Genomic DNA, 12,508 nt, shown 5'->3' with positions numbered 1-12,508 from the left:
AAATTTTCGTTTCTCTACACTTTACTTACATCAACCAGTAACCTTGCCAAAGCTTGCACCATCGGGCGTGTCGAAACATCTTCCCCCCGTTCCAAATAGTGAACGCTACCCTTAATAACGGGTGACTCTGCTTCAATGTAGTCGGCTGTCCCTTTATAATCGCTATAAATCTTTGCAATCACACGCAGATTCAAAGACTTGCAAAACTCTTGCCATGTCAAAATTTCTTGCTCATTGTTGGCTAGTATGACAGCGTGAGTGGCTTCAGTCATGATCAAACGATTTTCATCAGAAATTTTGCCACCAACATCAAACACTAGTAGAGGTGTATTGATTACTCTTATCTCATGTGCTTTTAATTGGGCAAACTCTGGAGTGAATTTGGCTTTGTACTCTTTCTTCAATTGTTGAGCTAATTCAGGATCGCGGCGTGCAGTTTCGCAATACCAAGAACCATCACCGTCAGGGCAACCTGAAATTACGTAGGAGTCGGGCGCATCAGGGATTTGTAAAATTGCCAGCTTTAAACCTTCCCGAAAGCATGACTTTCCTGTGTTGGCAAAACCACAAAGCACCACTTTTACACTGGACAGATTCTTTTGCGCTCTAGTTAAATCTAGTGTGTCTCCAACTTTGTACATTGGGTTATGACTGATTGTGATTACATACCTGTCTAGTCCTTTGTCGCCAATTTTGGGGTCAAAGAATGCGATCGCTCCATACAAGTGAGATAGTTTGTGTGCTAACACCTGACTGACAAGCACCGACGCACGTCCATTGATTTTGAGCAGCGAACCTCCAGATAACTCCCCAGAATCAATTAATTCATCTAAACGTGCTGCTGCATCGCGAACAATTTGGTCGCCGTTAGCTGGTGTGCCAAATTTTACTCTCAGAACATCATCCTCTAAATTGATGTGGTACGTAGTCATGAATTACAAAATGGTATAAGACAAATTCTATGATGAGGAAAAATTGTAGACGCCTAACAATGTTGCTTATTACCTTGTCGCAATGCAACAACTCAATCAATTAATTCTCCTAGATTATACTCAGGATTGTGTGTGATACAAATCACATATTTACCCAACTTAGGGTCAAACAAAGCGATCGCACCATAAAGATGACTTACTTTGTGTGCCAGCACAAACGCTACTGGTATAGAAATAGGTCCGTTAATCTTCAACAACTGTCCCCCTTTTAGCTCTCCCGATGCCATTTCATCCAAACGAGCGGCTGCATCCCTAACAATTTGGTCATTCTGGGCAGGTTCCCCAAAATTGACGCGCAAAATATCGTCTTTCAATTCCATGAGGTACGTTGTCATCAGTTCAACCTGTAATCGAATGGCTCCATCATACACGATGCTGGAAAATGCTATTTCCAATTTGTCGTATCCTAGAGTTATAGCTCACAGATTCCCCCAGTGTAAGAGTGCAAATATTTCAAGATCTTCCTCAAGTAGAACTGCTGCAATGGTTGGCACGCGGTTCTCTCAAACAAAACCTGAATCGGGCTATTCGTTTGTGGGTGTGGTTGCGCACCCTTTACGGAGACGATAAGAACAATTTGCTGTTGGCAGAATCTTTCACTTTTGCCGACTGGCGGAATGCCTTTTTCACTGCCACACATCCCAAAGGAGAAGCAATTCCCAAATTACATGACGCCAATTGCCCTTGTGCAAAAACTACGGCTGAGTGGTTGTTTAATGCTCAAACAGGAATGAATGAAGTAGAGTGGAAGCGATCGCTAATTTCTCATACAAATATAGATACATCTTTACTAAATAAATTACTACAGCAACGCTTATTTGGAATAACTCGTCGCTCCCTCCAAGGAGACTTGGAAATTTTAGCAGAACTGGGCTGGCTTGTGTACCAAAATCAGAAATATTATCGTGTGGATGAGTTACCATCTCGTCCCACAAATATCCAAGAAGAACCAACAACTGCTAAACTAGGTATCTATGAATGGAATTTTTTACATCCAGACTTGGCAGCGATCGCTCAAAATCATGCCCAACAGATTGACGGTGTACAACGCTTCTTCCTCAAACTTGATTATGTGATTCCCCATGCCACCATAGATCAAGTTGATAATTGGCAGTACGAGTTAAAAGAGCTTTGGGCAAAAAAGATAGTACCACCCATTAACTTGACTTACAACAGTGCCAGAGTAGGAAATACCGTTGATTGCATAGTCTACCCAGTCTGCATCTACTATGTGCAACGAGCAGTTTACCTTTGTGCCTTTGGCGAAAGCCCTGATAGACAAACAGATTGGTATAACTTTCGCCTTGATCGCATTCAACAGATGACTCCTCTACAATGGAAACACTCAGCCATTCCCTTGCCCTTGCGTCAATGCTATCAAAAAGCATCCTTACCAAGTCCCGATTATATCGCAGTGCAATTGTCCCAAGCTTGGGGCTTTGATTTCTACTTACCCAAACGGCTCATGTTGCTGCGATTTGAACGAGAATATCATGACCGTTATATCAGGGATACCTTTCGTCATGAAACTTTTGAACCAATTACTTACCAGCAAGCACAGCGTCTAATTACACGAGAAGTGTCACAACAGCAATCTTTGCTAGAAATTCTTGCTCATTGCTCTCAACAAGATGCCTACTACCGCGTCTACTACCGACATAAAGATAATAACGTGGTTATGCGTTTAAGGGCTTGGCGTCCTCAATGCGAAGTTTTGCTACCTTGGGATTTACGGCAGATTATTGCTAAAGAAGTGCAACAAGAGGCACAGCTATATAATATAGGATTTTAGATTAATGAATACAACAAAGTTGACAGAAAGATTTGAAGCAGCATTAATATACGCCACTCGTCTCCATGCAAACCAAACTCGCAAGGTAGGAGGCGTTCCTTATATTTCGCATCTTATGAGTGTAGCAGCTTTGGTACTGGAAGCAGGGGGGAGTGAGGATGAAGCGATCGCCGCCCTTTTACATGATGCCGTAGAAGATCAAGGAGGCAAAGCTACTCGTGAGGAAATTCACAGACAATTTGGAGATGTAGTTGTAGCAATTGTTGATGGTTGTACTGAAACGGATATTCAACCGAAACCTCCTTGGCTGGAGCGGAAAACCCATTACTTGAAGCAATTACGCCACGCTTCACGCCAGGTGCGATTGGTATCATTAGCAGATAAACTCCACAATGCTCGCTCGGTTCTGGCAGAATGGCAACAACAGGGCGATGCAATTTGGAGTCAGTTTAACGGTGGCAAGGAGAAAACTTTGTGGTTTTATCAGTCACTGGTACAAGTGTATCAAGAGACTGGTTCTGATTGGTTGACGGAGGAATTTGCACGAGTTGTGTCACAGTTGTGCCATCAACGGGAAATTTAGAGACAGTACAGTACTGTCTCTACCTACGGCACATTCATCCCACGCTGTACTGCTGGGCGTTGCTGTACCTTCTCCACCCAACGTTTGAGATTGGGGTGGTTATCTAGCGTTAAACCTTGAAATTCCGGAGCGCCCATAAATGAGAGCAGGCAAGGATGCATCGGGGCAAAGAACTTACTATCGAGGCACGCCGTAGTCTGCAAAGAGAAGTTGACTAAAATTTTGGACAATTGAATAAGCCTTATTTATCCAGTGGCATTCTTGGTGGAATATACACCACTTCACCAGGGCGCAAAACTTTAATACTGCCTTTTGCTCCCAACTCCATCTCTGTTTTAGGGATTTTCATCTCCAGAAACAGCCTTTACCTGTAGCTTCCTAGTTCCAGAACACAAATCTGTCACACTAGCTTCATTAACATTTCTGGCGTAAACTTGATACTGAGTATTAATGCTAAAACTAATTCCACAACTATTCCCGAAGCTGATTATTTCTTGAAGCTGGGCAACATTGCCTTTCAATACTTCATCTACAATAAAACTCCAGACAGTTCCCCTAGATCCTACCTCAGAGTTATTGTTCGCTTTCACCGTGCCAGTGAAAACAACATCTGCTCTTTCAAAATACTCCTCGTCAGTGGAGACAACACACTTGCAAGCAACTGCTGTTTGTATAGATAGCAGTAACATTAACCCTGATGTAGCTGATGCAGTGCAAAGAACCGAAATACCCCTTCTTAGTAACTTCATAGCTAGTTGAGTAATTTAAAAATGCGATCGCTTTTAATAAAACAAGGGACACAGCTAAAAACTTATGTATAACAATCATTCCTCCTCAGCCTTTTTAGAAACAATCAGCCTTGCAACATAATCTGAGATTGTTGTTTTAGGTGCAAGTCCAGGATACGGATCAACTCTTAATAGTTTTACAGAATAACCGTCAAAATCAGCACTTGCTAAGTATTTTTGATTCGTTACTTCACTAGTAAGGATGAGGTTGTCAATAGTATCACCATCCTTTAAAATCTCAAGTTCAATTTTTACTTCTCCTTGTCGGATACAAAACGCATTAGCAGGACACCTTGAGTCAGTAACTTTTAAAAATTTTATTTCCAATTCCTCAGAACCAATGAATACTGTTTGTCCAAATTTTAGTTTAAATGGAGTATCAAGCTCTGCACTAATAGTATTTTCTGATGATTGATTATACTCAGTGTTTCCCATCGAACCGTGAGTTGGTTGAATATAACCATTTACAAAAATCAACCCAACAACTGCTAATGCACAGATAAGTAAGTATTTTGATCTCATTGAAATAATTTTTTTCATAATCAAGCTAATTGCTTCCTATTTTGATTTTAGTCTTGTTATTATACATTATTTATATTAAGATAAAATAAATAAAAGATTAATATATAGCAATTCTAAAGGATTTGTAAACACAAGTTTTTCTTCTCTTGGCGTTTTTGGCGTCTTCTCTCCAAATAGCTATCAATGTCGCGTGTCCATTCGTTGTACTTGGGGAGATGGGGAGGTAGAGTGGGTTGTTAGGATCGCAATTATTGAGATGCTTGTATAAAATTAATTAGCGTATATTGAATTTTGTGACATAATAAACTATTGTTACCTTGTATTAAGCTTGAGTAAATATGAATAGTATAAAAATATCCACTCCAGATGCACAAGAATTGGGTAGAAGATTAAAGCAACTAATGGAGCTTTTAAAAATTAAGCCTTATTTAAAAATAGATATTCTTCAAAAAACTGGGTGGACTGAAAGTTATTTACAGATTATTTTAGAAATAGCTTTATCCGCAGAGTTAATCAAAGAAAATGTTCGTGAAGATACAATTTTATATTCCTTAGAATAATTGATTGAGCATTTTAGATTTAATTTGTTGGGGCAACTTATGAATACATCAAAGGCAATACAACAATTAAGAGCGGAATGGATAAGTTCGGAAAATTTTCGTCGTTTCGGACAGGTAATTTTTCCGAGTAAAGACGGAAAACCCTTTGATGTAGAAGATGCGCAGTTAGTACTTGACAAAGGTATACCCCGCTTTTATATTATGCAGTTACAGCGTAGGGGGCGAAAATTTCACACAATTACACGTCACACTCAATGTACTCAATGTCTGGGATCTTTGGCAGGAAAAGACTGGTTAATTGCAGTTTGTCCTCCTAATCAGGATGTAGATAAACCTGCGATAGAAGAGATTGCTGCCTTCCGCATCCCAGGAAATTGCTTTATTAAATTAGCAGTGGGTACTTGGCACGCAGGACCATATTTTGAGCATGATGTTGTGGATTTTTATAATTTAGAATTGAGTGATACGAATGTTGTGGATCATTTCACTCATAATTTTCTCAAAAGTCATAACTTGGAGTTTGAAATTGTTTGAGCAATTCAGATGCTTTCAGATACCCGACTTCTTATAGAAGTCGGGTATCTTGTTTACTCATAAATTTAAACTAGGTTTTACCTAATTTTTAATAAACCTTAATTTATACCTAAATTTATTATTGTAATATATTTTACGCATCTGTTTAGGTGCATTACTACTATGCTTTAGATTCAGGAATTATACATGACAAATCAATCCACATCAAGCTCTGTTTTCACACTCCAATTATTGCACGCTGCCGACCAAGAAGCAGGTGTTCCGGCTTTGGTTGATGCGCCTAACTTTTCTGCAGTTCTCAATGCTCTCAAAAATCAGGATGCTGATGGAGATGGCAATATAGATTATATTAACACTTTAGTACTCTCATCGGGAGACGCCTACATCCCTAGCCCATTCTTCTTTGGTAGCGACACAGCTTTTGGTGGTCAAGGTAGAGCAGATATCTTGATTCAAAATGAACTTGGCTTCCAAGCAATTGCTTTTGGCAACCACGAATTTGATCTTGGTACTGATGTTGTCGCAAGCTTAATTAGAGCTAGCGGAAATTACCCTGGAACTAACTTCCCCTATCTCAGTTCTAACTTGAACTTTAGTACAGATGCCAGCTTGGCACCACTAGTAACAGCGGATGGGCAAGAAGCTAGTACAATTCCTAATCGAATTGCTGGCAATACCATCATTACAGTTAACGGAGAAAAAATTGGTGTTGTCGGTGCGACGACTCCTACACTACGGTCAATTTCTTCTCCTGGTAATGTTACTGTATTGCCAAGTAATTTTAATGAAAGTAACCCAGCTGATATCGCCGCACTCGCTGCTGAGATTCAAAAATCTGTAGATACGCTGTTGTCTAACAACCCAGAAATTAACAAAGTAATTTTGCTAGCGCACCAGCAACAAATTGCCATTGAGTTACAGCTTGCAGAACTGCTAACTGGAGTAGACATCATTATAGCAGGTGGCTCGAATACCTTGCTAGCAGATGAGACAGACCGCCTCCGCGCTGGAGATCAAGTGCAAGGAGCTTACCCAATTCTCAAGACGGCGGCTGACGGAAATCCTATAGCTGTTGTCAACACTGATGGTAACTACAAGTATGTTGGTCGTCTTGTGGTTGACTTCGATCGCAGTGGTGTTATTGTTCCCGATAGCATTAACCCTAATATCAGTGGTGCTTACGCAACCGATGCAGCAGGCGTAGCGGCAGTTAACGGTACACCCGATCCGGAAATTGTGGCAATTACAGATGCTCTTAGAGAAGTTATCATTGCCCAAGATGGTAATATTTTTGGTAAAACAACAGTCTTTCTCAACGGTTCGCGTACCGATGTCCGCACTCAAGAAACTAATCTTGGTAATTTAACAGCTGATGCTAACTTGGCTTACGCTCGGCAGTTTGATCCTAGCACGGTCATCTCGATCAAAAATGGTGGTGGTGTGCGCGATAACATTGGTGTGTTTACCATTCCTCCCGGTTCTAACAACCCCGCAGATGCTCTGATTGTGCCTCCTCAAGCTAACCCAGTTGCAGGTAAGCTTGAAGGGGATATCTCCCAACTCGATATCACCAATGCTTTACGCTTCAATAATGGTTTGTCGCTGTTAACTTTAACTGCTCAAGAGTTACTGGCAGTGGCTGAGTATGGGGTAGCTGCCACAGCACCAGGCGCAACACCAGGACGTTTTCCGCAAATTGGTGGATTTTCGTTTAGTTTTGATCCAACTCGACCTGCAGGCGATCGCATACTCTCTCTTGCTGTTCAAGATAACACAGGCAACCTTGATGTTGTTGCCGAGAATGGTGAATTAGTTGGTGATCCCACGCGCACTTTCCGCACCGTTACTCTTACCTTCTTAGCGACTGGCGGTGACGGTTATACCTTCCCCAATAGAGATCGAGTTGATTTAGTTTCAGATCCTCTCTTACGCACAGGCTCAGCAACTTTTGCTGCTGACGGTTCTGAGCAAGATGCTTTTGCTGAGTACCTGATTGCTAACTTTAACGAAATTCCTTACAGTATTTCTGACGTTCCCCCTGCACAAGACACTCGCATTCAAAATCTTGCTTTCCGCTCTGACACAGTATTGTTAGGCAGATCAACTTTTGGGCAACAGCCAATCGGGTTTGATAATGAGCCGGCTGTTTTTGCGAATTTGCATTCTGAATATACTTTAGCAAACGTCTAGCACAGCATCACAGGAACAATCCGGATCTCATATCATCAATAGCGTAGTATGCTGTACCTGTAATCATAGCAGTTCCATTTTATTTGGAAACGCTGACTCGGACGGAGTGAAGTGTGAGAAGTGAGGGCACGCATTGTCGTGCCCACATCTTTTTTCACGGTTCTAAATGAATTTCGTACCCCAATCTTTGCGGCAATGAAATCTTGTAAACATCACCTTGATTCATTTCTCCTGGCTCTTTCATTTGACTCAAGGCTGTGACAACCTCATCAGAATTTGCCGTGAGGATTATACAGGCGCTCCTGCACGCTATGGGAAAATCGTGCCAAGTGCCAAGATGTAGCAAAAGTCCATACCCTGGTGGAAATCGCAACGCTTTTACCTGAGATAAATCTGGTACTGCATCATGATTAGGTGGTGCCATCACCATAATAAACGGTGCTTGTCCCAACCCAATAAACATTTGGGTCATGTGCATGTGACGTTCTAACCAGGTAATAGCTGGGTAACCTGGCATAATTTTTGCTGTGCGAAAAGTAGCTGTACCTCGATAGATAAAGTCAATATTTTCGCCTTCTATTACTCTTTCTTGGTAAAATGGGATTCCAAGTCCTGGTTTGCTCACATCATCGCCTAACAAATGACCGAAGGGTTTGACGTTTTCTGGGTTGGCGTCAATTACAGGAATTTTTAAAATTTGGTTTTGTGTGGTTGTCATACTGACTCCTGACTCCTGACTCCTGACTCCTGTTTCATCCATTCATAAATGCCTTCTCCTGTTGTTAACCAGGTATTAGGCTTATTTTTAATATGTAGCAAACATTGCCGTAGATACTTTAATCTTAGTGGTTGTCCAACTATGAAGGGATGTAAACCGATCGCCATTACTCTTGGTTGTGTTTCTCCATCTTGCCACAGTTGGTCAAATTGGTCTTCTATGGCTTGAGCAAATTCTGCACCAGAAAATCGATTACTCAAGCACAAACTAATATCATTTGCTTCAATAGTATAAGGAATCGCGAGTAAGCGTCCGTTAGGTAAATTATACCAGTAAGGTTGGTCATCGTTAACCCAATCAGCCGTATAAACAATTTCTGCCAAAGACAGTAATTCAAAAGTTGATTCTGTAATTGAGAATCCGGGTGTTAACCAACCTTTGGGCGTTTTACCAGTTGCTTCTTCTAATAAACTTAGAGTTTTATCTATTGTCTCTATTTCTGTTTCCCGATCCATGTCACTATGACCTGTAGAATTATTAATACCATGTGCCATAATTTCCCAACCATGTTCTTTTATGGCTGTGATAATTTCGGGATACATTGTACAAATTTCGCCATTTACTGCGGCGGTGACGGGAATTTCTAACTCAGCAAATAAGTTGAATAAGCGCCAAATCCCAACACGATTTCCATAGTCTCGCCAGCCATAATTAGCAATTTCTGGGTAACTATTTAAATGAGGTTGAATCGCGGTTCCTAGTTTACCAAAAGTGAAGTGTTCGACGTTCATTACTACCCAAACAGCCACTCTGGCATTATGTGGCAATTTTAAAATAGGACGCTGTGTAATCGGTTGGAAAGATGGAGGCTGCATCGATTTTGGATTTTAGATTTTGGATTTTAGATTTTAACCGCAGATAAACGCAGATATTTTTCTGTGATATCTTAGTTTGGCATATAATTAGTTTTATGTATTTTATACAACGGAATTTAATTCATCGATAAGTTAATATGCTTACAATTTTGCATTTTTCCTCTTTGCAAGATTTAGAGTTCTAGTTCAAGAGAGTATATGCACAAAATGTCACTTATGTCAATATTTGCAAAAATGAACAAAATGTAGAGACGTCCCGACGGGAAGTCTCTACATTCCCTCACAGCCAATTGCCTACTAACACAAACGGTGCCCATAAATAAGGACTTTTTTGCTTAGCAAAAGCTTTTAATTGGGCGTGTTGGAGTGCCTCGGCTTTATTTACCCCAGCTTTTAACTCGCTATAAAACTCACTCATCAAGTTGGTTGTAGACTCGTCATCTACTGACCATAATGTTGCTAGTGTACTACGCGCTCCTGCTCTTACCGCTACTCCAGCTAATCCTAAAGCAGCTCGCTTGTCTCCTTCAGCAGTTTTACAGGCACTAAGTACGAGTAATTCAATGTTGTTAGATTGGCTAGAGTCGCTCACTCGCAGTAAATGATCAAAATCTTTGACTTTAAGTAGTTCATTCCAGGTAACAATAAAGGTTTTTTCCGGATCGGAACTGAATTCGCCATGAGTGGCAAGATGAACTACTGAAAAGTTGTTAGATTGCAACTGGTTTTGCATATTTTTTTCAGTAAATTGCTGATTTAAAAGTTGTTGAGTTTTGGGTATCTTTGCTTTAACTTTTTCTAACTCCCGTGCTACATTTTTAAGCGGGGGAAAGTTGAGGTTTTCAATGGATCTTTCTTGCGCTACTCCCGCAGTTAAGGCTTTTAACTGTACTTTTTCAAAAGGTTTGGGAGCGAGTAGCTGTAACCCAGGAGTTAAGGCGATCGCATACTTTTCTATTAAATATTTCTGCTGATTATGATCGTAGAGAGCCGCCATTGGGATGTTGCGTAATACTCCATCTAAGACAAACACTAAAGTTTTAATACCACTGTTAGCAAACTCTGCTTCTGCTGGACGAATTAGCCAATCATATACCTGTTGCGATCGCTCTTTCATCAGAGCAGTTCGAGTTACGTCTCGTAAATATTTTCTCATATCTGCTACTACAATTTCCACTTTCTCTTGGTTAATTGAAGTGCTGTAGTGTCGCAACGGTTGATTGGGTAACTTGAGTATTACATCCAGACGATTTGGCGAAATAATTGGATAAATAACTCCTGCTCTTTGATCTTTTTTATCCACCAACAAATCAATTGCTTCCTGAGGATCTAAACATGCGGAGCGAAAGAAGTTATCCAACTCTGCCAACTGTAGTGATTCAATCACAAAACGAGCTTGCTGGAGATTTTCTTGATTAACCCCCACCCCCTCTTGCCCCCCCGAATTTCGGGGGGGTTGGGGGGGTTGAGAGGGTTGTAACAACAATTCAACTAAGTTTCGATATACTGGTTCCACACTTTGTGTAAAAGAAAACTGTATATCTGGATTCATCGCCACTAAATCAGTACGCAGAGATTTGAGGGAATTAAATGCTCCTAAATAGTAGGCGATCGCTCCTTTGATATCAAGTTGCTGTTTACGTAAACGTCCCAACTGCCACTGCCACTGATATGCTATATCCGATGCATTAATACTTTGAGCAATCACCAAAGCTTTTTCCGAGAGCTTTTGGGCATCTTGTAACTGAGAGGTTTTTTCATACAATTCACCCAAAGTCCCTAGAGCATAAGATTCTGCTCGTTTGTCTTGTAAATTTTGTGCTTGTTTAATTGCTTGTACCAGTAACTGTGCAATTTTGGATTTTAAATTTTGGATTTTGGATTGCTGCTTATCATCCAATATCAAAAGGGTGTGAGCTAAGTTGATTCGAGCATCTACTGACATCCGACTAGGAGGTAATTTGTTAATTTCTAACTCAATTTGCGGTAGCAAATCTGACCCTATTTGGGATTGTGTATTCACAAGTAGGCTCAGTTGATTTAGCTGAGCTTGAAGACGTATGCTTGAGTTACCAGATGTAGCTATTGCCTGCTGATAGTAATTTAAAGCAGCTTTAGTATCTTGTTGAGCGCGTGCTGTGTTGCCCAGACTGAATAAAGTTTCACTATGCGCTTGATCTGAAGAAGCTTCTGCCCATGCTAAACTTTGCTTTAAGACTTTTTGCGATCTTTTTAAATCGCCAACTACTTGCAAAACATTACCTAAGCTACGCAATCCTGTGGCTTTTATCGATACGTCTGAGATTTTGCTCAGGGTTTGTTCTAATTCTGTTAAAGTCTTATTGGCTTGACGGTAAAGTCCGAGTACCTGCATTGCTTGAGCGGAGTTAATCCGAGTGCGAATTAAGGATTCTTTATCCCCAATTTGCTGATAAATTTCGGCGGCTTTTTGCCAAGTAATTAGTGCTGTTTCGGTTTTTCCCTGTGCAAATTGTAACTTTCCTTGGACATCAAAAATTTTTGCTCTAATGACTGGCTGTTGAGATTTATTTACAATTTGTAATCTGTTTAGAGCTTGAGCGATCGCCTGCTCTGCCTCTTTCCACAAGCCGAGTTGTTGATAAGCTAAACAGAGATTACCCCAGATAGTAGCTAATCTCAAATCATCTCTTTTAGCTGTAGCTTCTGCTGCTGCTTGTTGTAATACTTTTACGGACATTGTATACTGTCCTGTATCATAATATATTTTCCCCTGTTGGACAAGCTCTTGTGTGCTACTTTGTTGTACACCAGGAGTTTGGGCAGGTACTTTTGCGAAAACAGGTGATATTACTACACAAAGAATTGCTGCCATTAACGCGAGTAAAACTTGAGCTAACCAGCGCTTATGTAAGTGTATTAATTTCAAAATTAACCTAAATTTAGATTATAAATACAGTTTCACATCTTTTTTC

13 protein-coding genes are annotated in these 12,508 nt (G+C 40.6%); 5 read left to right on the top strand and 8 right to left on the bottom strand.

The window, feature by feature from the left end:
• Positions 1 to 14: 14 nt before the first annotated feature.
• Together ICL16_RS25960 and ICL16_RS25955 are read right to left on the bottom strand one after the other, a co-directional pair.
• Complete coding sequence (locus tag ICL16_RS25960; RefSeq protein ID WP_190833778.1) at positions 15 to 932, bottom strand: CRISPR-associated protein Csx3; 918 nt, start codon at positions 930 to 932, stop codon at positions 15 to 17.
• A 92-nt stretch (positions 933 to 1,024) separates the two neighbouring features.
• A complete protein-coding gene (locus ICL16_RS25955) occupies positions 1,025 to 1,387 on the bottom strand; it encodes a CRISPR-associated protein Csx3 (RefSeq protein ID WP_238360965.1) in 363 nt (120 codons plus the stop codon).
• A 47-nt stretch (positions 1,388 to 1,434) separates the two neighbouring features.
• Between ICL16_RS25955 and ICL16_RS25950 the strand changes: the two genes are divergently transcribed.
• Both ICL16_RS25950 and ICL16_RS25945 read left to right on the top strand, forming a co-directional pair.
• A complete protein-coding gene (locus ICL16_RS25950) occupies positions 1,435 to 2,784 on the top strand; it encodes a TIGR03985 family CRISPR-associated protein (RefSeq protein ID WP_190833776.1) in 1,350 nt (449 codons plus the stop codon).
• Positions 2,785 to 2,788: 4 nt separating this feature from the next.
• Entirely contained in the window at positions 2,789 to 3,367 is a 579-nt protein-coding gene (locus tag ICL16_RS25945; protein WP_190833774.1) for an HD domain-containing protein, read from the top strand.
• A 23-nt stretch (positions 3,368 to 3,390) separates the two neighbouring features.
• Here ICL16_RS25945 and ICL16_RS45995 read toward each other — a convergent pair whose 3' ends face one another.
• The 3 genes from ICL16_RS45995 to ICL16_RS25925 all read right to left on the bottom strand — a co-directional run bounded on the left by ICL16_RS45995 (position 3,391) and on the right by ICL16_RS25925 (position 4,695).
• Complete coding sequence (locus tag ICL16_RS45995; RefSeq protein ID WP_238360964.1) at positions 3,391 to 3,597, bottom strand: glutathione S-transferase family protein; 207 nt, start codon at positions 3,595 to 3,597, stop codon at positions 3,391 to 3,393.
• 105 nt (positions 3,598 to 3,702) lie between these two features.
• Positions 3,703 to 4,116: a hypothetical protein gene (locus ICL16_RS25930; protein WP_190833771.1), complete on the bottom strand. Its 414-nt coding sequence runs from the start codon at positions 4,114 to 4,116 to the stop codon at positions 3,703 to 3,705.
• 75 nt (positions 4,117 to 4,191) lie between these two features.
• A complete protein-coding gene (locus ICL16_RS25925; protein WP_190833769.1) occupies positions 4,192 to 4,695 on the bottom strand; it encodes a hypothetical protein in 504 nt (167 codons plus the stop codon).
• 320 nt (positions 4,696 to 5,015) lie between these two features.
• Between ICL16_RS25925 and ICL16_RS25920 the strand changes: the two genes are divergently transcribed.
• The 3 genes from ICL16_RS25920 (at position 5,016) to ICL16_RS25910 (ending at position 7,961) form a co-directional block, all read left to right on the top strand.
• Positions 5,016 to 5,237, top strand: a complete 222-nt coding sequence (locus ICL16_RS25920; RefSeq protein WP_190833767.1) for a hypothetical protein — start codon at positions 5,016 to 5,018, stop codon at positions 5,235 to 5,237.
• Between the two features lie 39 nt (positions 5,238 to 5,276).
• Positions 5,277 to 5,771, top strand: coding sequence for an ureidoglycolate lyase (locus ICL16_RS25915; RefSeq protein ID WP_190833765.1), 495 nt, complete (start codon positions 5,277 to 5,279; stop codon positions 5,769 to 5,771).
• A gap of 186 nt (positions 5,772 to 5,957) precedes the next feature.
• Complete coding sequence (locus ICL16_RS25910) at positions 5,958 to 7,961, top strand: bifunctional metallophosphatase/5'-nucleotidase (RefSeq protein WP_190833763.1); 2,004 nt, start codon at positions 5,958 to 5,960, stop codon at positions 7,959 to 7,961.
• A 154-nt stretch (positions 7,962 to 8,115) separates the two neighbouring features.
• On the opposite strand, the gene ICL16_RS25905 is transcribed toward ICL16_RS25910, so the two are convergent.
• From ICL16_RS25905 to ICL16_RS25895, 3 genes are all read right to left on the bottom strand, one after another.
• A complete protein-coding gene (locus ICL16_RS25905) occupies positions 8,116 to 8,679 on the bottom strand; it encodes an ureidoglycolate lyase (RefSeq protein ID WP_190833762.1) in 564 nt (187 codons plus the stop codon).
• Entirely contained in the window at positions 8,676 to 9,554 is an 879-nt protein-coding gene (locus ICL16_RS25900) for a polysaccharide deacetylase family protein (protein ID WP_190833760.1), read from the bottom strand. Before ICL16_RS25900 ends, ICL16_RS25905 begins: the two co-directional genes overlap by 4 nt.
• A 280-nt stretch (positions 9,555 to 9,834) precedes the next feature.
• The gene (locus tag ICL16_RS25895; RefSeq protein ID WP_337907123.1) at positions 9,835 to 12,462 is read right to left on the bottom strand and encodes a CHAT domain-containing protein; all 2,628 of its coding nucleotides are present in this window, start codon (positions 12,460 to 12,462) and stop codon (positions 9,835 to 9,837) included.
• Positions 12,463 to 12,508 lie beyond the last annotated feature (46 nt).

Origin of the sequence: Iningainema tapete BLCC-T55 (assembly GCF_014698965.1) — a bacterium.
GTDB classification, from domain to species: Bacteria; Cyanobacteriota; Cyanobacteriia; order Cyanobacteriales; family Nostocaceae; genus Iningainema; species Iningainema tapete.
This window is presented reverse-complemented; position numbering and strand designations above follow the sequence as displayed.